Annotated in this window: 20 protein-coding genes and 4 pseudogenes; all 24 read left to right on the top strand. The window is 61.9% G+C overall.

Annotated elements, in window-relative coordinates:
* Positions 1-96 precede the first annotated feature (96 nt).
* The 24 genes and pseudogenes from ABD806_RS09975 to ABD806_RS09865 all read left to right on the top strand — a co-directional run bounded on the left by ABD806_RS09975 (position 97) and on the right by ABD806_RS09865 (position 22,277).
* Positions 97-1,251 carry a methyl-accepting chemotaxis protein gene (locus ABD806_RS09975; protein WP_344957444.1) on the top strand — a complete coding sequence of 385 codons (1,155 nt, stop codon included), beginning with the start codon at positions 97-99 and terminating at the stop codon, positions 1,249-1,251.
* An 8-nt stretch (positions 1,252-1,259) separates the two neighbouring features.
* Complete coding sequence (locus tag ABD806_RS09970; RefSeq protein WP_344957442.1) at positions 1,260-1,628, top strand: response regulator; 369 nt, start codon at positions 1,260-1,262, stop codon at positions 1,626-1,628.
* A gap of 279 nt (positions 1,629-1,907) precedes the next feature.
* Complete coding sequence (locus ABD806_RS09965; protein WP_344957440.1) at positions 1,908-2,240, top strand: STAS domain-containing protein; 333 nt, start codon at positions 1,908-1,910, stop codon at positions 2,238-2,240.
* 26 nt (positions 2,241-2,266) lie between these two features.
* Entirely contained in the window at positions 2,267-4,438 is a 2,172-nt protein-coding gene (locus tag ABD806_RS09960; protein ID WP_344957438.1) for a chemotaxis protein CheA, read from the top strand.
* Positions 4,439-4,554: 116 nt separating this feature from the next.
* Positions 4,555-5,094: pseudogene (locus ABD806_RS09955) on the top strand (MCP four helix bundle domain-containing protein); the annotation flags it as partial.
* A gap of 138 nt (positions 5,095-5,232) precedes the next feature.
* Positions 5,233-6,195 (top strand): annotated as a pseudogene (locus ABD806_RS09950) (methyl-accepting chemotaxis protein); the annotation flags it as partial.
* Positions 6,196-6,207: 12 nt separating this feature from the next.
* Positions 6,208-6,735: a chemotaxis protein CheW gene (locus tag ABD806_RS09945; RefSeq protein WP_344957434.1), complete on the top strand. Its 528-nt coding sequence runs from the start codon at positions 6,208-6,210 to the stop codon at positions 6,733-6,735.
* Positions 6,736-6,894: 159 nt separating this feature from the next.
* Positions 6,895-7,758, top strand: a pseudogene (locus tag ABD806_RS18035) (HAMP domain-containing protein); the annotation flags it as partial.
* 18 nt (positions 7,759-7,776) lie between these two features.
* Positions 7,777-8,628 (top strand): annotated as a pseudogene (locus tag ABD806_RS18030) (methyl-accepting chemotaxis protein); the annotation flags it as partial.
* Positions 8,629-8,640: 12 nt separating this feature from the next.
* Positions 8,641-9,171 (top strand): chemotaxis protein CheW, encoded by a 531-nt coding sequence (locus ABD806_RS09935; protein ID WP_344957430.1) that lies wholly within the window; start codon positions 8,641-8,643, stop codon positions 9,169-9,171.
* 88 nt (positions 9,172-9,259) lie between these two features.
* Positions 9,260-10,057 (top strand): CheR family methyltransferase, encoded by a 798-nt coding sequence (locus tag ABD806_RS09930; RefSeq protein ID WP_344958060.1) that lies wholly within the window; start codon positions 9,260-9,262, stop codon positions 10,055-10,057.
* A gap of 39 nt (positions 10,058-10,096) precedes the next feature.
* The gene (locus tag ABD806_RS09925; RefSeq protein ID WP_344957428.1) at positions 10,097-11,158 is read left to right on the top strand and encodes a protein-glutamate methylesterase/protein-glutamine glutaminase; all 1,062 of its coding nucleotides are present in this window, start codon (positions 10,097-10,099) and stop codon (positions 11,156-11,158) included.
* Positions 11,159-11,326: 168 nt separating this feature from the next.
* On the top strand, positions 11,327-12,670 hold the full coding sequence (fliD, locus tag ABD806_RS09920) for a flagellar filament capping protein FliD (RefSeq protein WP_344957425.1): 1,344 nt from the start codon (positions 11,327-11,329) through the stop codon (positions 12,668-12,670).
* A gap of 56 nt (positions 12,671-12,726) precedes the next feature.
* Positions 12,727-13,146, top strand: coding sequence for a flagellar export chaperone FliS (gene fliS / locus ABD806_RS09915; protein WP_344957423.1), 420 nt, complete (start codon positions 12,727-12,729; stop codon positions 13,144-13,146).
* A 1-nt stretch (position 13,147) separates the two neighbouring features.
* Positions 13,148-13,516 (top strand): flagellar protein FliT, encoded by a 369-nt coding sequence (locus tag ABD806_RS09910; protein ID WP_344957421.1) that lies wholly within the window; start codon positions 13,148-13,150, stop codon positions 13,514-13,516.
* A 31-nt stretch (positions 13,517-13,547) separates the two neighbouring features.
* Positions 13,548-14,645, top strand: a complete 1,098-nt coding sequence (fliK, locus tag ABD806_RS09905; protein WP_344957419.1) for a flagellar hook-length control protein FliK — start codon at positions 13,548-13,550, stop codon at positions 14,643-14,645.
* The gene (locus ABD806_RS09900; RefSeq protein ID WP_344957417.1) at positions 14,638-14,910 is read left to right on the top strand and encodes an EscU/YscU/HrcU family type III secretion system export apparatus switch protein; all 273 of its coding nucleotides are present in this window, start codon (positions 14,638-14,640) and stop codon (positions 14,908-14,910) included. The genes fliK and ABD806_RS09900 overlap by 8 nt, the downstream gene beginning before the upstream one ends.
* A 556-nt stretch (positions 14,911-15,466) precedes the next feature.
* On the top strand, positions 15,467-15,778 hold the full coding sequence (gene flhD, locus ABD806_RS09895; RefSeq protein ID WP_344957415.1) for a flagellar transcriptional regulator FlhD: 312 nt from the start codon (positions 15,467-15,469) through the stop codon (positions 15,776-15,778).
* Positions 15,779-15,794: 16 nt separating this feature from the next.
* Positions 15,795-16,349 (top strand): flagellar transcriptional regulator FlhC, encoded by a 555-nt coding sequence (gene flhC / locus ABD806_RS09890; protein WP_344957413.1) that lies wholly within the window; start codon positions 15,795-15,797, stop codon positions 16,347-16,349.
* A 177-nt stretch (positions 16,350-16,526) separates the two neighbouring features.
* Entirely contained in the window at positions 16,527-17,396 is an 870-nt protein-coding gene (gene motA, locus ABD806_RS09885) for a flagellar motor stator protein MotA (protein ID WP_344957411.1), read from the top strand.
* Positions 17,393-18,340: a flagellar motor protein MotB gene (gene motB / locus ABD806_RS09880; protein ID WP_344957409.1), complete on the top strand. Its 948-nt coding sequence runs from the start codon at positions 17,393-17,395 to the stop codon at positions 18,338-18,340. The genes motA and motB overlap by 4 nt, the downstream gene beginning before the upstream one ends.
* Before the next feature lie 30 nt (positions 18,341-18,370).
* Positions 18,371-20,461: a chemotaxis protein CheA gene (cheA, locus tag ABD806_RS09875; RefSeq protein ID WP_344957407.1), complete on the top strand. Its 2,091-nt coding sequence runs from the start codon at positions 18,371-18,373 to the stop codon at positions 20,459-20,461.
* The gene (locus ABD806_RS09870; RefSeq protein WP_344957405.1) at positions 20,458-20,943 is read left to right on the top strand and encodes a chemotaxis protein CheW; all 486 of its coding nucleotides are present in this window, start codon (positions 20,458-20,460) and stop codon (positions 20,941-20,943) included. Before cheA ends, ABD806_RS09870 begins: the two co-directional genes overlap by 4 nt.
* A gap of 101 nt (positions 20,944-21,044) precedes the next feature.
* The gene (locus ABD806_RS09865; RefSeq protein WP_344957403.1) at positions 21,045-22,277 is read left to right on the top strand and encodes a methyl-accepting chemotaxis protein; all 1,233 of its coding nucleotides are present in this window, start codon (positions 21,045-21,047) and stop codon (positions 22,275-22,277) included.
* Positions 22,278-22,287: the final 10 nt, after the last annotated feature.

The following is a 22,287-nucleotide window of genomic DNA, read 5'->3' as shown; positions in this document are numbered from 1 at the left end:
GGTATGGCGGAGTCGCCTGGCTCAGCGCGTTGTCTGGGACGAGACCGTCCCTGCCGTACTACCCGATGGCGCAATGCAACATGGGAGATGAGCACTGTGATCACAGTAAACATGGGTAAAGAGAGCCAGCTACTGCCCTTCTTGTGGCCCTCCTTCATGATCGGTTTGTTGGGCGCCTGTCTGGTCGCTCTGGCTGGCGGCCCCTTGTGGACCAGTACGGCCACCCTTTTGCTGACCATGGGCGTCGGTCTGTGGAACGGGCGTATTCACCAATCCCTGTTGCAGGCTGAGTCGAGCGAGCCCCGTAGAACTGACCTGGACGGCCCCGAGTCTGTCTGCTTGCAGGCCATGCCGATCTGGGCCCGCCAGATAGAAGTGTCACGTATCCAGACCGAGGAGGCCATCGTCGCCCTGGCGGAGCAGTTCTCCGACATGGTGGTCAGGCTGGAGGAAGCGGTGCGGACCTCACAGGAGGCAGCCGGGGACACCGACGACAGCGGCGTGGTCGGGGGGCTGAACCAGAGCGAGGCCGAGCTGACCCGGGTGGTCGATTCGCTCAAGCTGGTGCACCAGAGCCGCGATGACATGCTGGCCCAGGTACGCGGCCTGACCGACTACACCACCGAACTCAGTGCCATGTCCGCCGAGGTGGCCAATATCGCCGTGCAGACCAACCTGCTGTCACTGAACGCCGCGATCGAGGCGTCCCGGGCCGGCGAGGCAGGGCGTGGCTTCGCCGTGGTCGCCACCGAAGTGCGCACACTGGCCAACCTTTCCCGGGAGACGGGGCAGAAAATGTCCGCCATCGTCGACATGATCAACAGGGCCATCGGCCAGCTGGTCAAGAACGCCGCCCAGACCGCCGATCGGGAACACCATTCCGTGGCCAGCTCCGAACTCAGCATCCATCAGGTACTGGAGCGTTTCCATCTGATTACCCGGCAATTGTCGGCGTCCACCGCGCTGCTGCAGGCGGAAGGTGCCGGCATACGCGACGAGATCAGCGAAGTGCTGGTGGCCCTGCAGTTCCAGGACAGGGTCAGCCAGATCCTGATCCACGCCCACCATAATATGAATGCCCTGCACCAGTACTGGGAACGGTATCGCGAGGATCCCGGACTGGTCGACCCCATAGATGCGGAGGCCTGGCTGGCGGAAATGGAGCTGAGCTATGCCACCACCGAACAGCGACAGGCACACCAGGGAAAACCCCTGGATGATCCCAAGGAAGCGGATATTACCTTTTTCTAGGAGGAGTTATGGCTAAAACAGTGATGGTGATCGACGATTCCGCCAGCATCAGGCAGGTGGTCGGCATTGCCCTGAAAGGGGCGGGGTACGAGGTGCTCGAGGCGCGTGACGGCCAGGACGCCCTGTCCAAGCTGACCGGACAAAAGGTGCATCTGATGATCAGCGACGTGAACATGCCCAACATGGACGGCATCGCCTTTGTAAAAGAGGTGAAGCAGCGACCGGCGTACCGGTTCACGCCCATCATCATGCTGACCACGGAATCCCAGGAGGAGAAGAAGCGGCAGGGTCAGGCCGCCGGCGCCAAGGCCTGGGTGGTTAAGCCCTTCCAACCGGAGCAGATGCTGGCGGCCGTGTCCAAGCTGATCTTGCCCTAGGGTGTGTCCCGTGACTGTGCATTAATTACGCTGATGCTGTGCCGCTTCGAGGCAAGGCGCGCACCGTGCGGTTTGGTGGCCCCAAATCAGCGATAAGCAACACAGCAACGGAGCGGCACGGCATCAGCCCCTCGGGTCGCCCCCCAACAGGGCGCGTTCTGCGTTAGCAGGCTCAGGCCCACTATGCGCTGCACCTGCTGCCTTGAGTGCCCCCTGTTGGGGGGGCGACGAAATCATGAACAGTATCGGGACACACCCTAGTCCCGAGAGGAAAGTCCGATGCAAGTGAACACGGAAATCAAGGACGGGGTGTCGTTGCTGCGTATCGAAGGGGAAATGACCATCTATACGGCAGCCGACCTCAAGGCACAACTGCTGCCCCGGCTGGCCAGTCCATATGAGTTGGAAATCGACCTGTCCGGGGTGAGCGAACTGGACAGTGCCGGTGTGCAGCTGTTGATGCTGGCCAAGCGCGAAGCCGGACTGGGCGGCCGGGAGCTGCGGCTGAGCCGGCACAGCCCAGCGGTGCTGGAGGTGTTTGAACTGTGCCAGCTCGGCGGTTATTTCGGCGATCCCCTGGTGTTTGCCGGTCGCGGCCAGGGCGACGCCTAGCCGCTCCTCTTCACAAGGATGAACGCATGAACCTGAATCTCGACCAAGTCCTGCAAACCTTTATCGCCGAGGCCCGTGAGTTGCTGCAGGAGATGGAGGAATCCCTGTTGCGGTTGGAACAGGCGCCCACCGATGCCGACACCCTGGACGCCATTTTCCGGGCGGCCCATACTATCAAGGGCTCGGCGGGGCTGTTCGGGCTGGAGCCGATCATCGGCTTTACCCATATCGTTGAGGATCTGCTGGATCGCCTGCGTGACGGAACCCTGGCCATCAGCGAGGAGCTGGTCGCCCTGTTGCTGGCCAGTGGCGATCATATCGCCGAGCTGGTCGAGGTGGTGGCCGCCCGGGGAGAGCAAATGGATGCCGCAGCCCTGGCCAGGGAGCGGGAGCTGCGGGCGCGATTGCAGCGCTATCAGGGGCCGGACCTTTCCCTATCATCCGGCCCGCGGACGGATGGCGATGTGTCGGCGGAGGATGACACCCAGGTCGTCTCGGGGCTTTGGCACATCTCCCTGCGCTTTGGTCCGGAGGTGTTGCGCAATGGCATGGACCCCCTGTCTTTCCTGCGTTACCTGAACACCCTTGGCAAGCTTGTCTCGGTCACCACCCTGGTCGAGCCCATGCCACCGGCGGAGCAGATGGATCCCGAGTCCTGCTATCTGGGGTTTGAAATCGACTACCAGTCCACGGCAGACAAGGCAACCATTGCCGAAGCCTTTGATTTTGTGCGCGACGACTGTGTGCTGCACATACTGCCGCCGTACAGCAAAATTTCCGAATATATCGAATTGATCCGACTCTTGCCGGAAGACGAGGCCCGCCTGGGGGAGATCCTGCGCGACAGTGGCGCACTCACCCCCCAGGAGCTGGAGCAAGGCCTGGCCATCCAGCGTCGCGAGGTCATCGAAACCGGCGCCGGCAGCCTGTTAGGGGAAATTCTGATGGAGCAGCAAGCGGTCGAGCCCGTCGTGGTGCAGGCCGCCCTGCACAAGCAAGCCCAGACCCAGGACAATAAAAAGAAAGAAAGCCGCTATATCCGGGTGCAGGCCGACAAACTGGATGAACTGATCAATCTGGTGGGCGAGCTGGTTATCGCCGGCGCCGGCGTCAACCTGCTCGCCCGGAAATCCCAGGATACGGCATTACAGGAAGCCTCGTCCCTGGTCTCCGAGCTGGTGGAGGAAATACGCGACGGCTCCCTGCGCCTGCGCATGGTGCCGATTGGCGATACCTTCAACCGCTTTCAGCGGGTGGTACATGATGTCAGCCATGAGCTGGGCAAGGACATAGCGCTGCATATCAGCGGCGCCGAGACCGAGCTGGACAAAACCGTGGTGGAAAAAATCGGTGATCCCCTGATGCACCTGCTGCGCAATGCTATGGATCATGGCATAGAGGCGCCTGCGCTGCGCCAGGCGGCGGGTAAGGCGCTCACCGGCAACCTCTATCTCAATGCGTTTCACGACTCCGGCAGCATAGTGATCGAGATCAGCGACGACGGCGCCGGCCTCAACCCTGAGCGGATCCTGCAAAAGGCCATCGAGCGTGAGCTGGTTCCCCCCGGCGCCAGCCTGACGGAGCAGGAGGTCTATCAGCTGATCTTCGAGCCCGGCTTCTCCACCGCAGACGCGGTGACCAGCCTGTCCGGGCGGGGGGTGGGCATGGACGTGGTGCGCCGCAACATCATGGCCTTGCGGGGCAGCATAGATCTCGACAGCCGCCCGGGGCAGGGTACCCGGGTGAGCATCCGTTTGCCGCTGACCCTGGCGATCATCGACGGCTTTCTGGTTGGCGTGGGTCATGACCGCTACGTGGTGCCGCTCGATATGGTACAGGAATGCATCGAGCTTACCGCCGCGGATCGTCAGGCGGCCGGCCGGCACAATTACCTCAACCTGCGCAGCGAGGTACTGCCGCTGGTCCGGCTGCGCGAACATTTCGGCCTGAGCGGCGGCAAGGCCAAGCGTGAGAACGTAGTGGTGGTGCAGTGCGCGGAACAGAAAATTGGCTTGGTGGTGGATGAGCTGCAGGGCGAGTTCCAGACGGTGATCAAACCCCTGGGCACCTTGTTTGGCGCCCTGCACGGCATCGGCGGATCGACCATCCTGGGTGACGGCTCGGTGGCGTTGATCCTCGATGTTCCCGCCTTTGTGCAGCAGATTGTCCGGCGGGAGAGCCGGGGGGTGCTCGCCTGAGCGGCGTGGCCGCCACAGGGCAAGGAATCATGGCAAGGCAAGCGTCGTTCTGCTGACGGTGGCTGCATTCGGGCACGATCAGCGGGATAACAACAAATAAAAGGAAGGAACAGCCTATGTTCAAAGGTATGAGAGTCGCCACCAAGCTGGCGCTGGGGTTCGGCATGGTGATCGCCATGCTGGCGCTGGTGTCCTTTATCGGTATTACCCGCATGCAGCAGCTCAACGATGCGCAGACTGAGATAGTCGAGGAGTTCTGGCCCAAGACCGAGATGGCCAACAAGGTCATCGATTATTCCAATGTCATCGCCATCGCGCTGCGCAATGTGATGCTGGCCGATGACGACCTGGATCGACAACAGCAGGAGGCGCGGATCCTGGAATCCCGGGAGCAAATCGGCGCGGTCGTGGAGCAATTGCAGCAGCGGATACATTCGGCCAGGGGTATAGAACTGTTGCAGCAGCTCAAGGACAGCCAGCAGCGCTATGTGGTCGCCCAGCAGCGCTTGTTCGCGCTGCTCGAGCAGGACAATCAGGGCGAAGCCCGGCGCTTCCTGCATACGGAACTGGGCCCGACCCTGGAGATCTACCAGGAGAATATCATCGCCTTGGTGGACTACCAGGGCGAGTTGCTGGAACTGTCGGGGCGTGAATCTCAGCAGACCTATGAACAGGCCCGTCAGATGATGCTGACCGCCGCCGCCGCCGCCGCCTTGGCCGCGTTGCTGGCGGCCTGGTTGATCACCCGCAATTTGCTGCGTCAGCTAGGGGGGGAACCCGGGTATGCCGCCGGCATCGCCCAACGGGTGGCAGAGGGCGATTTGTCCGTCGACATCCAGTTACGCAAGGGCGACGACGGCAGCCTGCTGGCGGCCATGAAGTCCATGGTCGACAAGCTCTCCCGTATTATCGGTGAAGTGCGTGGTGCCGCCGACAGCCTGGCCAGCGCCTCGGAAGAGGTCAGTGCCACCGCCCAGTCCATGAGCCAGGCGACCAGCGAGCAGGCGGCCAGCGTGGAGGAGACCAGTGCGTCTATCGAGCAGATGAGCGCCAGCATCAACCAGAATACCGAAAATGCCAAAGTGACCGACGGCATGGCCGGCAAGGCCGCGAAAGAAGCGGGCGAGGGCGGGGAAGCGGTGCAGCAGACGGTGGCGGCGATGAAGCAGATTGCCCAGCGCATCGGCATTATCGACGACATCGCCTACCAGACCAACCTGCTGGCGCTCAACGCGGCCATCGAGGCGGCCCGGGCCGGTGAGCACGGCAAAGGCTTTGCGGTGGTGGCGAGCGAGGTGCGCAAGCTGGCCGAGCGCAGCCAGGTGGCGGCCCAGGAGATCGGCGAGCTGTCCGACAGCAGTGTGGCGATGGCGGAAAAAGCCGGCCGGTTGCTGGAGGAAATGCTGCCTTCCATCAACAAAACCTCCGACCTGGTGCAGGAGATCAGTGCCGCTTCGGAGGAGCAGGCGTCGGGTGCCGAGCAGATCAATACCGCCATGACGCTGCTGAACCAGGTGACCCAGCAGAATGCCTCCAGCAGCGAAGAGCTGGCCGCCACCTCGGAGGAGATGAGCAACCAGGCCGAGCAGCTGCAACAGACCATGAGCTTCTTTACCGTCGAGGCCGGGGGGAGGAGCCAGGCCAGGGCGGCCCCGCAACAAGCGTCCAAGCCGGTCAAGCAGGGGCGAAGCAGCCACTCGCGTCCGGACGACGAACCCGGTGATGATGGCCTGGAACCCGAATTTACCCGCTTCTGATGGGAGGAAGAGATGGGCGCATTAGTTAAAACCGAGCAGCCGGACCCGGCTGCACCACGGGACGAGGCCCAGTACCTGACCTTCGTCCTGGGGGAGGAGATGTTTGCCATGGACATCCTCGGGATCAAGGAAATTATCCAATACGGCCATGTGACCGGCGTGCCCATGATGCCGACCTTCGTGCGGGGGGTGATCAACCTGAGGGGGGCGGTGGTGCCGGTGGTGGACCTGGCGGCGCGCTTCGGCCGGCCGGTGGCGGAAGTGACGCGCCGCAGTTGTATCGTGATCCTCGAAACCCGTTCCGAGCAGGGCGCGCAGGATGTGGGGGTGCTGGTGGACGCGGTGTCGGCGGTATTGACGATTCCGGCGGCTGAAATAGAGCCGCCCCCCAGCTTCGGTGGCGGTATCCGCGCCGATTTCATCGGCGGCATGGCCAAGGTGGAGGGCCGGTTCGTGATAGTACTGAACATTGACCGGGTGCTGTCGGTGGCGGAGATGGCCTTGCTGTCCCAGGCCAGGGAGGGAGAATCCGCCCGCTAGCGAACATCACGACGAACGGCTCGGCGCCAGCCATAACTCAAACCAATAACATCTGATATTTCCGCACTCGGAGGGCGTTGCCCGGTACCGGCATAATGCAGTGGCCGGGGCAAGCTCCGTCGTCCCGGCGGATCGTCCTGACGGTATTAAGGAGACCCTATGTTCCAATTACGGATAAAAACCCTGTTCCTGGGGTTGACCATGACCTCGCTCGGCATGCTGATGGTGACCCTGATGGCGGTCAACCGCTATCAGGCGGCGGTGGAACAGGTGGCAGAGGCCAAGGATCAGCAATACCGGTCCTACCTGCTGGCCGATGAGCTGCGGCAAAGTTCGGACGATCTGACTCGCCTGGCCCGAACCTATGTGGTCACCGGCGACAGCCGCTTCGAGCAGCAATACTGGCAAGTGGTGGCCATCCGCAACGGAGAGCAGCCCAGGCCTGAGGCCTACCACCGGATTTACTGGGATTTCGTGGCGGCGGGAGACGGCAAGCCCCGGCCGGACACTCCGGCCATTTCGCTCGCCGAGCTGATGCGCCGGGCCGGTTTTACCGAGGAGGAATTCGCCCTGCTGACCGACGCCAACGCCAAATCCGCAGCCCTGGTGGAGACGGAAGCCGTGGCCATGCAGGCGGTGAAGGAGCATGCCCGGGGGGGGCTCGGCACCGTCGGCCCGGAGCAGGCCCGGCAGATGCTGCATGATGTGGCCTATCACCGGGAAAAGGCCAATATCCAGCGCTTCATAGATGATTTCTTCGTGCTGATGGAAAACCGCACCGTCGCGATGGTGGCGGCGGCGCTGGCCGACAAGGACAGGGCCTTTTCCTGGGTGCTGGTCAGCATGGCCTGCACCTTGCTGGTGCTGGGGCTGGTTCTGTGGTTCGTTTACCGTCGCCTGGCTGGCTCCCTGGCCGTGGCCGTGCACGCGGCCGAGCGGTTGGCGGAAGGGGATCTGAGCCAGCGCATCCAGGTCCGTTCCCGGGATGAGGTGGGCCTGTTGCTGGCGGCCATGGGGCAAATGCAGGACAGGCTGGCTCACATCATCGGCGAGGTGCGTGGTGCCGCCGACAGCCTGGCCAGCGCCTCGGAAGAGGTCAGTGCCACCGCCCAGTCGATGAGCCAGGCGGCCAGCGAGCAGGCGGCCAGCGTGGAGGAGACCAGTGCGTCTATCGAGCAGATGAGCGCCAGCATCAACCAGAATACCGAAAATGCCAAAGTGACCGACGGCATGGCCGGCAAGGCCGCGAAAGAAGCGGGCGAGGGCGGGGAAGCGGTGCAGCAGACGGTGGCGGCGATGAAGCAGATTGCCCAGCGCATCGGCATTATCGACGACATCGCCTACCAGACCAACCTGCTGGCGCTCAACGCGGCCATCGAGGCGGCCCGGGCCGGTGAGCACGGCAAAGGCTTTGCGGTGGTGGCGAGCGAGGTGCGCAAGCTGGCCGAGCGCAGCCAGGTGGCGGCCCAGGAGATCGGCGAGCTGTCCGACAGCAGTGTGGCGATGGCGGAAAAAGCCGGCCGGTTGCTGGAGGAAATGCTGCCTTCCATCAACAAAACCTCCGACCTGGTGCAGGAGATCAGTGCCGCTTCGGAGGAGCAGGCGTCGGGTGCCGAGCAGATCAATACCGCCATGACGCTGCTGAACCAGGTGACCCAGCAGAATGCCTCCAGCAGCGAAGAGCTGGCCGCCACCTCGGAGGAGATGAGCAACCAGGCCGAGCAGCTGCAACAGACCATGAGCTTCTTTACCGTCGAGGCCGGGGGGAGGAGCCAGGCCAGGGCGGCCCCGCAACAAGCGTCCAAGCCGGTCAAGCAGGGGCGAAGCAGCCACTCGCGTCCGGACGACGAACCCGGTGATGATGGCCTGGAACCCGAATTTACCCGCTTCTGATGGGAGGAAGAGATGGGCGCATTAGTTAAAACCGAGCAGCCGGACCCGGCTGCACCACGGGACGAGGCCCAGTACCTGACCTTCGTCCTGGGGGAGGAGATGTTTGCCATGGACATCCTCGGGATCAAGGAAATTATCCAATACGGCCATGTGACCGGCGTGCCCATGATGCCGACCTTCGTGCGGGGGGTGATCAACCTGAGGGGGGCGGTGGTGCCGGTGGTGGACCTGGCGGCGCGCTTCGGCCGGCCGGTGGCGAAAGTGACGCGCCGCAGTTGTATCGTGATCCTCGAAACCCGTTCCGAGCAGGGCGCGCAGGATGTGGGGGTGCTGGTGGACGCGGTGTCGGCGGTATTGACGATTCCGGCGGCTGAAATAGAGCCGCCCCCCAGCTTCGGTGGCGGTATCCGCGCCGATTTCATCGGCGGCATGGCCAAGGTGGAGGGCCGGTTCGTGATAGTACTGAACGTTGACCGGGTGCTGTCGGTGGAGGAGATGGCCTTGCTGTCCCGGGGCGGCGACCCGGGGGAGGCGGCCAGTTGACCATCCACTCCCCCAGGTGATGATCGGCGGCGTACTTTACCGGGGGCTGATGTCGGCTCACCCGGCAGGAGGGTGCAAATTGAACGTGATGCCACTCAAGGATAGTGAATTCCAGCGCTTCAGGGGCTGGTTGTATCAGACGGCGGGGATCAACCTGTCTCTGGCCAAGAAGGCATTGGTTGCCGGTCGGCTGTGCAAGCGGCTGAAACATTATCAGCTGGCGAGTTACGGCGATTATTTCCGGCTGATCATGGCGGGCGAGGAGGGGGCAGAGTTGCAGCTTGCCCTGGATTTGCTCACCACCAATGAGACCTACTTTTTTCGCGAACCCAAACATTTTGATTTTCTGCGTGAGCGGGTGTTGCCGCAGGTGCCGCCGGGACGACACTTTCGTCTGTGGAGCGCGGCCTGCTCTTCCGGGGAGGAGCCCTACAGCCTGGCCATGACCCTGGCCGAAGGGCTGAACGGGACCAGCTGGGAAATCGTGGCCTCGGATATCAGCACCCGTGTGCTGGCGCAGGCCCGCCGCGGCCATTATCCGATGACGCGGGCGGATACCATAGACACCCCGCTGCTGCACAAATACTGCCTGAAGGGTGCAGGCTCCCAGGAGGGGACCTTCCTGCTCGAGCGCAAGCTGCGGCAGAGGGTGAGCTTCATGCACATCAATCTCAACCAGAGGTTGCCGAAACTGGGGGAATTTGACGTAATTTTCCTGCGTAATGTGATGATTTATTTCGACCTGGACACTAAGCGCAAGGTGATCGAGCGGATACTGCCGCTGTTGAAATCCGGGGGGTATTTCATCGTCAGTCACTCGGAAAGCCTGAACGGTATCAGCGATGGACTCAAGCTGATAACGCCGTCCATCTACCGCAAGCCGTGAATGGTGGGCGGCATGGGCGGCCCGGATTGGAGGTAGGATATGAGACAAATCAAGGTATTGCTGGTCGATGATTCTGCCGTGGTACGCCAGGTGGTGCAGGCGATACTGGATAAGGAACCGGACATTCAGGTGATGGCGACGGCGGCCGATCCCATCTTCGCGCTCGACAAACTCTCCCGTGCATGGCCGGACGTGATTGTGCTGGACGTGGAGATGCCGCGGATGGACGGTATTACCTTCCTGAAAAAAATCATGGTCGAGCGACCCACCCCGATAGTGATCTGTTCTTCACTGACGGAAAAAGGCGCGGAAACCACCATGCAGGCGCTGGCCGCCGGGGCGGTTGAAATCGTCACCAAGCCCAGGTTTGGCCTGAAAAGCTTCCTGCAGGAATCCGCAGCGACGCTGGTGACTGCGGTCAGGACCGCCGCCCAGGCCAATGTCAGACAGCTGATGCCAAAGGCGTCGCGACCCGGTGCTCCCCGTCAGGAGGCCGTGCCGGCTTCCCCCGGCGGCCATGCCATGGCCAGGACCACGGAGCGCATCGTCGCCATCGGCACTTCCACCGGTGGCACCCAGGCGCTGGAGGCCATATTGACCCCTCTGCCACGGGTCTGCCCGGGGCTCGTCATCGTGCAGCATATGCCGGAAAAGTTCACCGCATCCTTCGCCGAGCGCCTCAACAGCCTGTGTCGGATAGAAGTGCGCGAAGCCAGGCATAATGATCGCGTGCTGCCCGGGCTGGCCCTGATCGCACCGGGAGGTAAACATATGCTGCTCAAGCGCAGCGGCGCCTATTACCATGTCGAGGTGGTGGATGGCCCGCAGGTCAACCGGCATCGTCCCTCCGTGGACGTGCTGTTCCGCTCCGTGGCCAGGTTCGCCGGTAAAAACGCTACCGGAATTATCATGACCGGCATGGGGGATGACGGCGCGCGCGGGCTGAAGGACATGGCCCGGGCCGGTGCCGGCACCGTCGCCCAGGATGAAGCGTCCTGCGTGGTGTTCGGCATGCCCAAGGAGGCGATCAAGCTGGGCGCCGTTGACCGGGTGTTGCCGCTGCAGGAGTTACCCCTGGCGATTCTCGGGCAGAAGGGCTGACCGCCCGGAGCCTGTTGTTCGGCATTATCAGAGAGAATGCTGGCTTCGGTTAAAGTTGCGTGATCTGACGCCGATAATTTGAATTAACGGCAAATAACGTGCTTTTTTGGCCGCTGTCCGTAGCGGCGGGACGGTCAGAATACGGCACAATCTTAAGGGGGCATCATTATGGCGAGTATTTCGTCACTGGGGATTGGTTCGGGGCTGGACCTGAATGGCCTGCTCGATCAGCTGGCGGCGGCCGAGCGGCAAAAACTGACGCCGCTCACCAAGCAAAAAGGCAGCTATCAGGCGAAAATTTCCGCCTACGGCAAGCTGGAGGGCGCCCTGTCCCAGTTTCAGGCGGCGGTGGGCAAGCTCAATGATGCCGGCCTGTTTCAGGGGGTGACCAGCAAGGTGACCGGCACCGGCCTGGCGGCGGCGGCCGGCACCGAAGCGAGCGTGGGCAGCTATCAGATAGTTGTGTCCAAGGTGGCGCAGGCCTACAGCGAGGCGACGAACGGGGTGGCCGATAAAACCGCCGAGCTGGGCGCGGGCACCCTGACGTTCACCTTCGGCAGCGGTGATCCTCTGAGCGTGGACATTACCCAGGCGGGGAGCTCGCTGGAGGGGATCCGCAATGCCATCAACGCTAAAAACGCCGGCGTCGGCGCCTCCATCGTCAACGACGGCAGCGGGACGCCTTACCGGTTGGTATTTTCTTCCACCAAAACCGGCACCGACGCGGCCATTGCTTCCGTTGATTTTGGCACCGTGGGTGGCTTGTCACTGGATGCCGCGACTCAGGTTCCGGCGGTAAATGCCGAGCTCAAGGTGAACGGTATCGATATCGTCAGCCAGGGCAACCGGGTCGAGGGGGCCATCCAGGGGGTGACCCTGGATATCACCGAGGCTGGCACCAGCAGCCTGAGCGTGGAGCGGGATAGCGAGGCGATCAAGGAGGCGGTCAAGGGGTTTGTCAGTGCCTACAACAGCCTGCAAGACAGCATGTCCGGGCTGAGCAGCTTTAATGCCGAAACCGGTGCCGCCGGTCTGTTGCTGGGCGACAGTACCCTGCGCAGCGTGCAGTCCCGGTTGCGCACGGCGTTGACCGACGGCGTGGCCGAAGGCCAGTTCAAGGTGCTGAGCGATATCGGCATCAGCCTGCAACTGAACGGCAAGCTGAAATTGGATGAGAGCAAGCTGGATACCCTGTTGGCCGACAATATGAGCGCCTTATCCGACTTCTTTGCCGGCGACAGCGAGGAAGCGGGCCTTGCTGGCCAGCTTAACCAGACCCTGGATAATATTCTTCAGGACAAGGGTGCGCTCGATAATGCCACCGATGGCCTTAAAGACAGTATCAAGCGGGTGAATCTGCGTTATGAACGTGTGGAGCAGAGTATCGATGCCACCATCGCCCGTTATCGTACCCAGTTTGCCCAGATGGACACCCTGATCTCCGGTATGAATTCAACCAGCAGCTATCTGGCCCAGCAGTTCAGTATGATGAATACCCAGCTGGGGCGCTAAGCATGAGTAGCTGTGAACCTATGCGGTTGGCAGCGCCACTTAAGAGGGAGTAAGCGATGAATACAGTGCGCGGTGCGGCCGCTTATGGCAGGGGAGCAGGAGCCTATGCCCGGGTCGGAGTCGAGACCAATGTGATGTCGGCCAGCCCGCACCAGCTGATTATGATGTTGTTCGACGGCGCCCAGTCCGGCCTGCGTACCGCCCGGTTGCATATGCAGGGCGGCAATGTGGCTGAGAAGGGCATGGCGATTTCCAAGGTGCTGGATATCGTCAACAACGGTTTGCTGGCGGCGCTGGACATGGAGCAGGGCGGAGAGCTGGCCGAGCGATTGGCCTCTCTCTATGACTATGTCGGTGATTTGTTGTTGCAGGCCAACCTGCATAACGATGAACAACGGCTGGATGAGGCCGCCCGCCTGTTGGACTCCATAGGTTCGGCTTGGCGCGAGATCGGCGACCAGATCAGAGGAGCTTGATATGGCCATCCAGTGGCAACAGCGTGTCCCCGTGACCCAGGAAGAGGTGATCGCCTCCTACCAGTTTTTGCTGGAATGTTCGGTCAGGATGTTGTTCAGGGCCCGGGACGAAGACTGGGGCTCGTTGATCGACGAAGAATCCCGCTATGTGGCCGAGGTGGAGCAACTCGCCAAAGTGGAGCAAGGGCTGGCGCTGGATCGGCCCCATCAGGAGCGTAAGGCCGTTTTGTTACGGCAGATCCTGGAGCAGGACAGGGAGATCCGTGAGCGTCTGACCCGGCGGCGGGAAGAACTGAGCCGGCTGATGGGGGTATCCCAGCGCCAGCGCCAGCTCAACAGCGCCTATCATCCCCCCGGACACCGACAGTGAGCGTTGAGGCCATTGACAGGCGGACTTCGCCGTGAGCGGCATCACCCCGCTGCTCGATACCCTGCTGCATCAGGTACTGGGCAAACGGGTGGATGTGCCCGTGGCACCTGAACTCAACGCGCCGGTCAGGCCGCTGACACCCACGGATGCGGCCCGGGCCGTGCACAGCGATTCCCGGCTTGATGCCCGGCCGGCCTTGGCCGAGCTGTTCGCAAGCCGGGCCCAGGCGGCGTCGGCAGCGGGACAGCATCAGTCGGCATCGGCCCCCCCGGTGTCGTCCAGCAGCACCCACTTCAGTTCGGCCGCGCGTACCATCGCCGATGTGCTGGTCCGGTTTCCCGCGCCTCCTTCGGTGATTCGCCCCCTGGCGCCCTTGTTGCCGGAAGCGGGGCCGGTTTCCGCCCCGCAGTTGGCCACCCGGCTGGAAGGCAGCATCAGGGACAGCGGGCTCTTCTATGAGTCGCACCTGGCCCGCTGGTTTCGCGGCGACCTGTCGCGTGCCCAGCTGGAACGGGAACCACAGATGGGGCTCCTGTCTGGCCAGGCGCACCAGTCGGCCAAAGGTGCTCCGATCGCAACAGGGCCCCAACCTTCACCCCTTGCCTTGCCGGCCCCAGGCCAGATCCTCGCCTCCTCGACCCCGGGCCCCGAGCCGTTGGCCAGCCAGGACGAGGGCTCGAGCGCGGCCCGGGCGCCAGTCAATGAAGCCATGGATGACGGCCTGCAGACCCTGGTGCGTCATCAGCTGGAGCTGTTGGTTACACCCGTGCTGCGTTGGGAAGGAGACATCTGGTCTGGGCTGTTTATGGCGCTGGTTATCCCGCTGCCCGAGGCACTGGAGCAGCAAAGGCAGCATGCCTCGGGCCAGGGGGAGCCGGAGGAGCCAGCTCAGGAGCAAGCCTGGCGCACCGAGTTGACGCTACGCCACGGGACCTTCGGTGATATCAGGGCGAGTCTGTGCCTGCAGGGCACGGGGTTGGCGGTGACCCTGTACGTCGAGGCCGAAGCCATGGTGGCCCGTCTGGAAAATGGCGTCGAGCAGTTGCGACCCCGGTTGTCGGCCTGTGGCTTCAATGAGGTCGGGATACAGATCCGCCGGATGCCGGCAGGGGATGATGCCGGTGAGTGACGGTCATCATGAAGGTCGCCGCCGTCAGGCGGTGGCCCTGGCCTATGGCGAAGGCAGCCAGGCTCCCCGGGTGGTGGCCCGGGGCTATGGCGAGCTGGCCGAGCGGATCATCGCCGAAGCGCGGCGGCAGCATGTCTATATACACGATGCCCCCGAGTTGGTTGCCCTGCTGATGCGCCTGGAACTAGACGAGCAAATACCCCGGCAATTGTATCAGGTGATCGCCGAACTGCTGGTCTGGATCCGGGAGCTGGAGCAGAGTTAATACACTTTAATTATTCTTTATGTGTCGGCCCCGAACAGAGGCGTGGCTGTTTTCCGGTTGCGCGCAGCTATTGTGCCGCCCTGTCTTTTAGCATAATGAGAAAGTTCACGGCGTTAATCCACTATCTGGGTACAGATTTTCGCCGGCGGCATGCTTCGTTCGATCTTATGGCGGACACGGCAGCACCCGTGCTGATACCGTCAACACCCGGGTGGCCCTCTTTCTATTAACATCTCGTTATCAGGCTGTCATCAATTTATTTTCAAAAACAACGATTGGCACCTGGGACAGGCGGGAAAGTGGGTTATTCCTTAAAAGTGCTTATTTTTAACGCACCGTCATGAGTCATTTTGTTGCAAAATGCAAAAACCATTGATTTAAATCAAAAAAATCTCCTTATTTAATACTAAAGTAATATTTTTTTTGTGGCGATGATGTATGCTCGGACGTCGTTTTACGACAGCTTTTGTCTTGTGGAATAGAAGGAAGAGGCAGCGCACGGTAAAAGTTGACTTTATGGTTAATACCTGGACGTTGCTAACAGGGGGTTAATAGATTGGAAAGAGATAGCATTCTAGATGAGATTCAGGAGTTGAACCTGTCTTATTTATTATTGGTACAGCGTTTATTGAGTGAAGACCGCGCCATTGCCATGTTCCGGTTGAAGATCGACGAGCCGATGGCGGATCTGCTGTCGTCGCTTTCCATTAAAGAGATCAGCCAGCTTTCCCGCATGAATCAGTTAGTCAGCCGGCCCAGCTTCGAGGATGCCGCACAGCTGGAGACGTTGCTGCGCAATCAGCGCGGGCAAGGCCTGACCCAAACGCATCTGGCGATGTTCATGGCGTCGCCGGTGTTGTCCAGCTGAGCGGGAGGAGAGCCGAGTGTCAGAAAAAAGTCTGGTGGATGAAATGCTGCAGGTGCAGATGGCCATCGAGCTGATCGAGCTGGGCGCACGCCTCCAGGTACTGGAAACGGAGATTTCCCTGAGTCGCGGACGGCTGATCCGCTTATACAAGGAAGTTCGGGGTATGTCGCCCCCCAAGGGGCTGCTGCCATTTTCCACCGATTGGTTTATCACCTGGCTGCCCAATATCCATGCGTCACTGTTCTACAACATCTATCTGCAAATGACGGAGGCGCATGGTTGTGAGCGGATGGAGGGCTTTGTCAAGGCGTTCCGCCTGTATCTGGAGCAGCTCCGACTCGACGGTTCAGAGCAGGTGCTGGGGCTGACCCGGGCCTGGACCCTGGTGCGCTTTTTTGAAAGCGAGATGTTCCAGCTGTCGGAATGTACCAGCTGCGGCCTGCGGTTCGTCGCCCATGCCCATACCCCCAGCCAGGACTTTGTCTGCGGTATCTGCCAGCCGCCTTCACGGGCGGGCAAGACCCGCAAGTCGGTACCTGAAACCAAGGTGGACAGCGCCGCCGGGGTGTAGCTCGGCGGACATGAGCCGCCTTACGCCCGGGCAAATATAGGTACCTTCCGTTTGGTCCCTATGGCAGCCAGTCGGTTTTCCGCAGTTTTTTTCCACCCGCTCCTCAAGTTATTCCCCGGCCGGTCGATAGAGTCAGTGACACTGTTTATGCTGTATCACAGTTAAGGATACCCGCGTGTGCTGATACCCATAGGATTTATCATCGTCACCTTCTCCGTGTTCGGCGGTTTTTGGCTGGCCGGCGGCAATCTGGGACCCCTGTATCAACCTTTCGAGGTGCTGATGATCTGCGGTGCCGCCCTGGGGGCCTTTGTCGCCAGCAACAACGGTAAGGCCATCAAGGCGACGTTGAGTACGACCTCCAGACTCAAGCGCACCACCAAATACAACAAAGAAACCTACATGGAGCTGATGGCGCTGCAGTTCAAGTTGCTCAGCAAGGTCCGTCGGGAAGGCATGCTGGGCATCGAGCGGGATATCGATAATCCCCAGGACAGCGCCCTGTTTGCGGAGCATCCCAAGATCCTCAATGATCCCATGATCATGGGGTTTCTAGGCGACTATCTGCGGCTGATGATCAGCGGCAGCATGGATCCCCATGAGCTCGACGAGTTGATGCTGCACGAAATAGAGGCGTTCGAACATGAGGCGCATGTGCCCGCCGAGGCCCTGACCAAGGTCGCCGACGGCCTGCCGGCGTTCGGCATAGTGGCCGCGGTGATGGGCGTGGTCAAGGCGCTGAGCGCCGCCGATGCCTCGCCGGACGTGATGGGTGAAATGATCGCCCATGCCCTGGTGGGCACCTTCCTCGGTATCCTGCTGGGCTATGGTTTTGTCGCCCCGCTCGCCAGTCGCATCGAGCGCCAGGTTGCCGAGGCGGTGAAGATATTGCAGTGCGTCCGGGTGACCCTGTTGGCCAGCCTCAACGGCTATGTGCCGCAACTGGCGGTGGAGTTCGGCCGCAAGGCATTGCATACCGCCGAACGGCCTTCCTTCAGTGAGCTGGAAGACTATGTGCGTGGCGCCAGGGAGGCGGGCGGGGGATGAGTCAGGCGCCTCGTCCCCGCATCATCCGACGCAAGAAGGTGGTCAAGCACCACCATGGCGGCAGCTGGAAAATCGCCCTCGCCGACTTCATGACCGCCCTGATGGCCCTGTTTCTGGTGATGTGGATACTGTCTTCCTCCAGTGCCGCCCAGCGGGAAAGCGTGGCTGAGTATTTCCGCACCCCGCTGGCGGTGGCCGTGGCCGGCGGCGACAAGAGCACCGCCAGCACCAGCGTCATCCCGGGGGGCGGCCCGGATCCGACCCATGCGGATGGCGAACAGATGCGTATCGACCGGCGCAGCCAAACCCGGCCCAGCGACTCCCAGGAGAGCTTGAGACGGCTGCGGCGGCGGATCGAGGCGGCGATCGAGGCGGATCAAACCCTCCGGGAACTGCGTGCCCAGATACGCCTGGAAATCACCCCGGAAGGGTTGCGCATTCAGCTGGTGGATACCGAGCAAAGACCCATGTTTGAGCTCGGCAGCGAGCAGGTGGCGCCTTATATGCGTAGCCTGTTACGTACCCTGGGGCCCTTGTTGAACGAACTGCCCAACGAGTTGAGTATCAGCGGCCATACCGACAGCCTGGCCTATGCCGCCGGTTATCGTGGCTACAGCAACTGGGAGTTGTCCAGCGGTCGTGCCAATGCCTCGCGGCGGGAGCTGGTAGCCGGGGGACTGGATCCGGACAAGTTGCTGAGGGTGGCCGGCATGTCCGATCGGGTGCCGCTGAACGACAGGGATCCGGAAGATCCGGTTAACCGTCGCATCACCCTGATGGTGCTCAATGAGCAGACGGCCGACACCATCCGCTCGCAGGGAATGCGTGGGAGCGGAGACCAAGCGGCGCCTTTCCTGACCGGACAGGCGGCCGCATCAGGGACGGCGATCCCGCCCCTGGCCCAAGCCGGTAACCAGCCCGGTGATTCACCGAGCCGGAACTAGCGGCTTCCCTACACTTATGTGGAAACGAACATGGATATTACCGATTTCTACGATACCTTTTTCGAGGAAGCCGAAGAGCTACTCGACGATATGGAGCGGCACCTGCTTGAACTGGATGTCGACGACCCGGATGCGGAGCAGCTCAACGCCATTTTCCGTGCCGCCCATTCCATCAAGGGCGGTGCCGGCACCTTCGGTTTTGACGCCCTGCAACACACCACGCACCTGCTCGAAAACCTGCTTGATCACACCCGGCGCGGGGAGCTGAAACTGCGCCGGGATATCGTCGATACCTTTCTTGAGGCCAAAGATATGCTGCACGACCAACTGGATACCTATCGCCGGGGAACCGAACCGGATCCCGAGGCCTATGAGCGTATCTGCCGGGTATTGCAGCAGCTGGCGCAGGAGGAGATCGGGCAGCGGCTCGGCGACGCCGGACAGGCCGCTCCAGCGCCAGCACCGGCGGTGGTTGCCGAAGCGCCGGTGAGCGAAGCGGAACATCGGCCCCAGCCTGCCAGCCTCGAGGGGGGCAACCTTGCGGTGGTGCTGCGCGGAGTGGCCGACAAGGATCGCCAGTTGCTGCAGGAAGAGCTGAAGCTGTTCGGTGATATCGTCGCGACCCGGGAGCAGGACGATCGCTATGAAATTGCGTTGAACACCACCGCCAGCGCCGACGATATAGAGGCGGTGATGTGCTTTATCGTCGAACCGGAACAATTGGAAATCCGTTCGTCGACAGTGGCGGCCCCGGTTGAAGTGGCGGCGATCGCCACTGAGCCCGAAGTTCAGGCTCCCGTACCGGCGCCGGTTGATGACATCAAACCGGCCGGCGCCCCCGCGCCGGCCCGGCGACGGGGTGACAAGCCCGGCGGCGGTGGCAAGGGGGCCGAGACGGCCTCCATCCGCGTGCCGGTAGACAAGGTCGACCAGATTATCAACCTGGTGGGGGAGCTGATCATCACCCAGTCGATGCTGGTGCAGACGGTGAGCGAGCTGGACGGGGGCAGCCACAGCGCCCTGTTCAACGGCATGAACCTGCTGCAACGTAATGCCCGGGATCTGCAGGAAGCGGTGATGTCGATCCGCATGGTGCCGATGGATTATGTGTTCAGCCGTTTTCCCCGCCTGGTTCGGGATCTGGCCGCCAAGCTCGACAAGGACGTGGAGCTTCTCACCCTGGGGGAGTCCACCGAGTTGGACAAGAGCCTGACCGAGCGCATCATCGACCCCTTGACCCACCTGGTACGCAACAGCCTCGATCACGGAATCGAGGGGCCCGAGGCTCGGGAAGCGGCGGGCAAACCGCGAGCCGGCCGGCTGACCCTGTCGGCCCAACATCAGGGCGGCAATATCCTCATCGAGGTGAGTGACGATGGCGCCGGCCTGAACCGGGGCAAGTTGCTGGCCAAGGCCCGGGCCAACGGCCTGAATGTCTCCGACAACATGAGTGACGACGAGGTCTGGCAGCTGATCTTCGCGCCCGGCTTTTCCACCGCCGAGCAGGTCAGCGATGTGTCCGGACGTGGTGTCGGCATGGATGTGGTCAAGCGTAATATCCAGGCCATGGGTGGCCATGTGGAACTGTTGTCGAGAGCGGGCCAGGGCACCACCACCCGCATCGTGCTGCCCCTGACCCTGGCTATTCTCGACGGCATGCTGATCAAGGTCGGCGGCGAGGTGTTCATCCTGCCGCTGAGCGCGGTGATCGAGTCACTGCAGCCGACCCACGACCACCTGTACGCCATGGCGCGCGAAGGTGTGCTGCTGAAGGTCCGGGAGGAATACCTGCCGGTGATCGCCGTGCACCAGGTGCTGGATGTGGCCGATGCCCAGACCGAGCCCACCGACAGCATAGCGGTAATAGTACAGGGGGAGGGGCGCCGCTATGCCCTGCTGGTGGATGAGTTGCTCGGCCAGCAGCAGGTGGTGGTCAAGAATCTGGAAACCAATTATCGCAAGGTGCCGGGTGTGTCCGCTGCCACCATACTCGGTGACGGCAGCGTAGCGTTGATCTTGGATATCGCCGACATGCACCGTTTGAGTCATGTCAAGAAAGAGGCGGGCCGGGCTGCCGAGTCCGTCAAGCCGATGCTTTTGAAGGAGGTAGTATCCGCATGAGTAATATCAATACCGCGGCCGTCGAGGCCCAAAGCCGTGAATTCCTGGTGTTCTCCCTCGGCACCGAAGAATACGCCATCGATATCCTCAAGGTGCAGGAGATCCGCAGTTACGAAAATGTGACCCGTATCGCCAATGTGCCGGACTTTATCAAGGGCGTAACCAACCTGCGGGGCGTGATCGTGCCCATCGTCGATCTGCGCATCAAGTTTTCCTTAGATTCGATCGAATACGGGGTGCAGACGGTGGTGATCGTGGTCAATGTGGGCGAGCGGGTAGTGGGCATAGTGGTCGACGGGGTGTCGGACGTGATGACGCTGACGCCCGAGCAGATCAAGCCGGCCCCCGAGTTCGGGGTGGCGCTGTCGTCCAACTATCTGAGCGGCCTCGGCAGCGTGGGTGAGCGGATGCTGGTGTTGGTGGATATCGACAAGCTGCTGACCGGTGAGGAAATGGCGCTGGTCGAACAGGTTGCGGACTGAGTAACGGCGAGTTGACCGGGGGAGGAGAGCCCGGCTGTTCGCTCAAGTTTTCTGTGGGGCGGCCGATAGTTGCTGGAGAGCCATGATGGTAGGGAGTTCAGGTGAAATATCTCGATAATATGACGGTACGGCTGAGCTGGGTGCTGGTGCTGGCGGTGTTCGGCGCACTGGTGGTGGCCTTGAGTATGCTGGGCCTTTACGCCTTGAGCCAGGCGTCGGCCGCACTCCTCAACCTGAGTACGAACGCCGGTGCGCTGGATGTACTCCATGACTTCGAGTCCGTCGCGGGCAGGTTGAAGCTCGCCATCATGGCCGTGCTGGTGATCACCGTGGCCATCGTTGCCTTCGTGATGTGGGGGGTGACCGTCAACGTGATCCGTCCCCTGGAGCGCATGGTGGTGCATTTTGGGCGTATCGCCGGCGGCGATCTGTCGCAGCCGGTCGAGGAGCTCGGCCGTAACGAGATTGGCCAGCTGTATGCCTCGCTGACGGACATGCAATACAGCCTGGCACGGATTGTCGGCCGGATGCGTGGCTGCAGCCAGTCGATCCAGGATGGTGCCAGGGAAATAGCCGATGGCAATGGGGCCTTGTCGGTACGAACCGAACAACAGGCCGCCGCCTTGCAGCAAACTTCCGCCAGCATGGAGCAGTTGACGGCGACGGTAACGCAGAATGCCGATCATGCCCGCCAGGCCAGCCAGCTGGCGGTGACGGCCGCCCACACGGCGCAACGGGGCGGTGAGGTGGTCGGTGATGTGGTCGGCACCATGCACAGGATCAATCAGAGCGCCCATCAGATCACCGAAATCATCCAGACGATCGACTCCATTGCCTTTCAAACCAATATCCTGGCGCTGAATGCCTCGGTGGAGGCGGCCCGTGCCGGTGAGCAGGGGCGCGGTTTCGCCGTGGTGGCGGGTGAGGTGCACAGCCTGGCCAAGCGCAGCGGTGAGGCATCCCGGGAAATCCGTTCCTTGATCGAGGCCTCCCTGCAGCAGGTTGATGAGGGAACCGTGCTGGTCGATGAGGCGGGCAAGACCATGGGGGAGATAGTGACGGCGGTCCAGCAGGTGACCGACATCATGGAGGAGATCGCCTCGGCCTCGCGGGAGCAGAGCGAGGGTATCGGCCAGGTCAACCAGGCCATCACCCAGATGGATCAGGTTACCCAGCAGAATGCGGCCCTGGTGGAGCAGGCTGCCGGTGCGGCAACCGCGTTGCAACAGGAGGCCGATCGCCTGAGTGGCGAAGTGGTGCAGTTCCGGGTGGACCGGGCTGAGGAGAGCCAGCCGGTCGAGGCAGCGTGGCTGCCGGCGCCGGTCGCATCCTAATACGCTAACC

The sequence above is a fragment of the Zobellella aerophila genome, assembly GCF_039539325.1.
GTDB lineage: Bacteria > Pseudomonadota > Gammaproteobacteria > Enterobacterales > Aeromonadaceae > Oceanimonas > Oceanimonas aerophila.
This window is presented reverse-complemented; position numbering and strand designations above follow the sequence as displayed.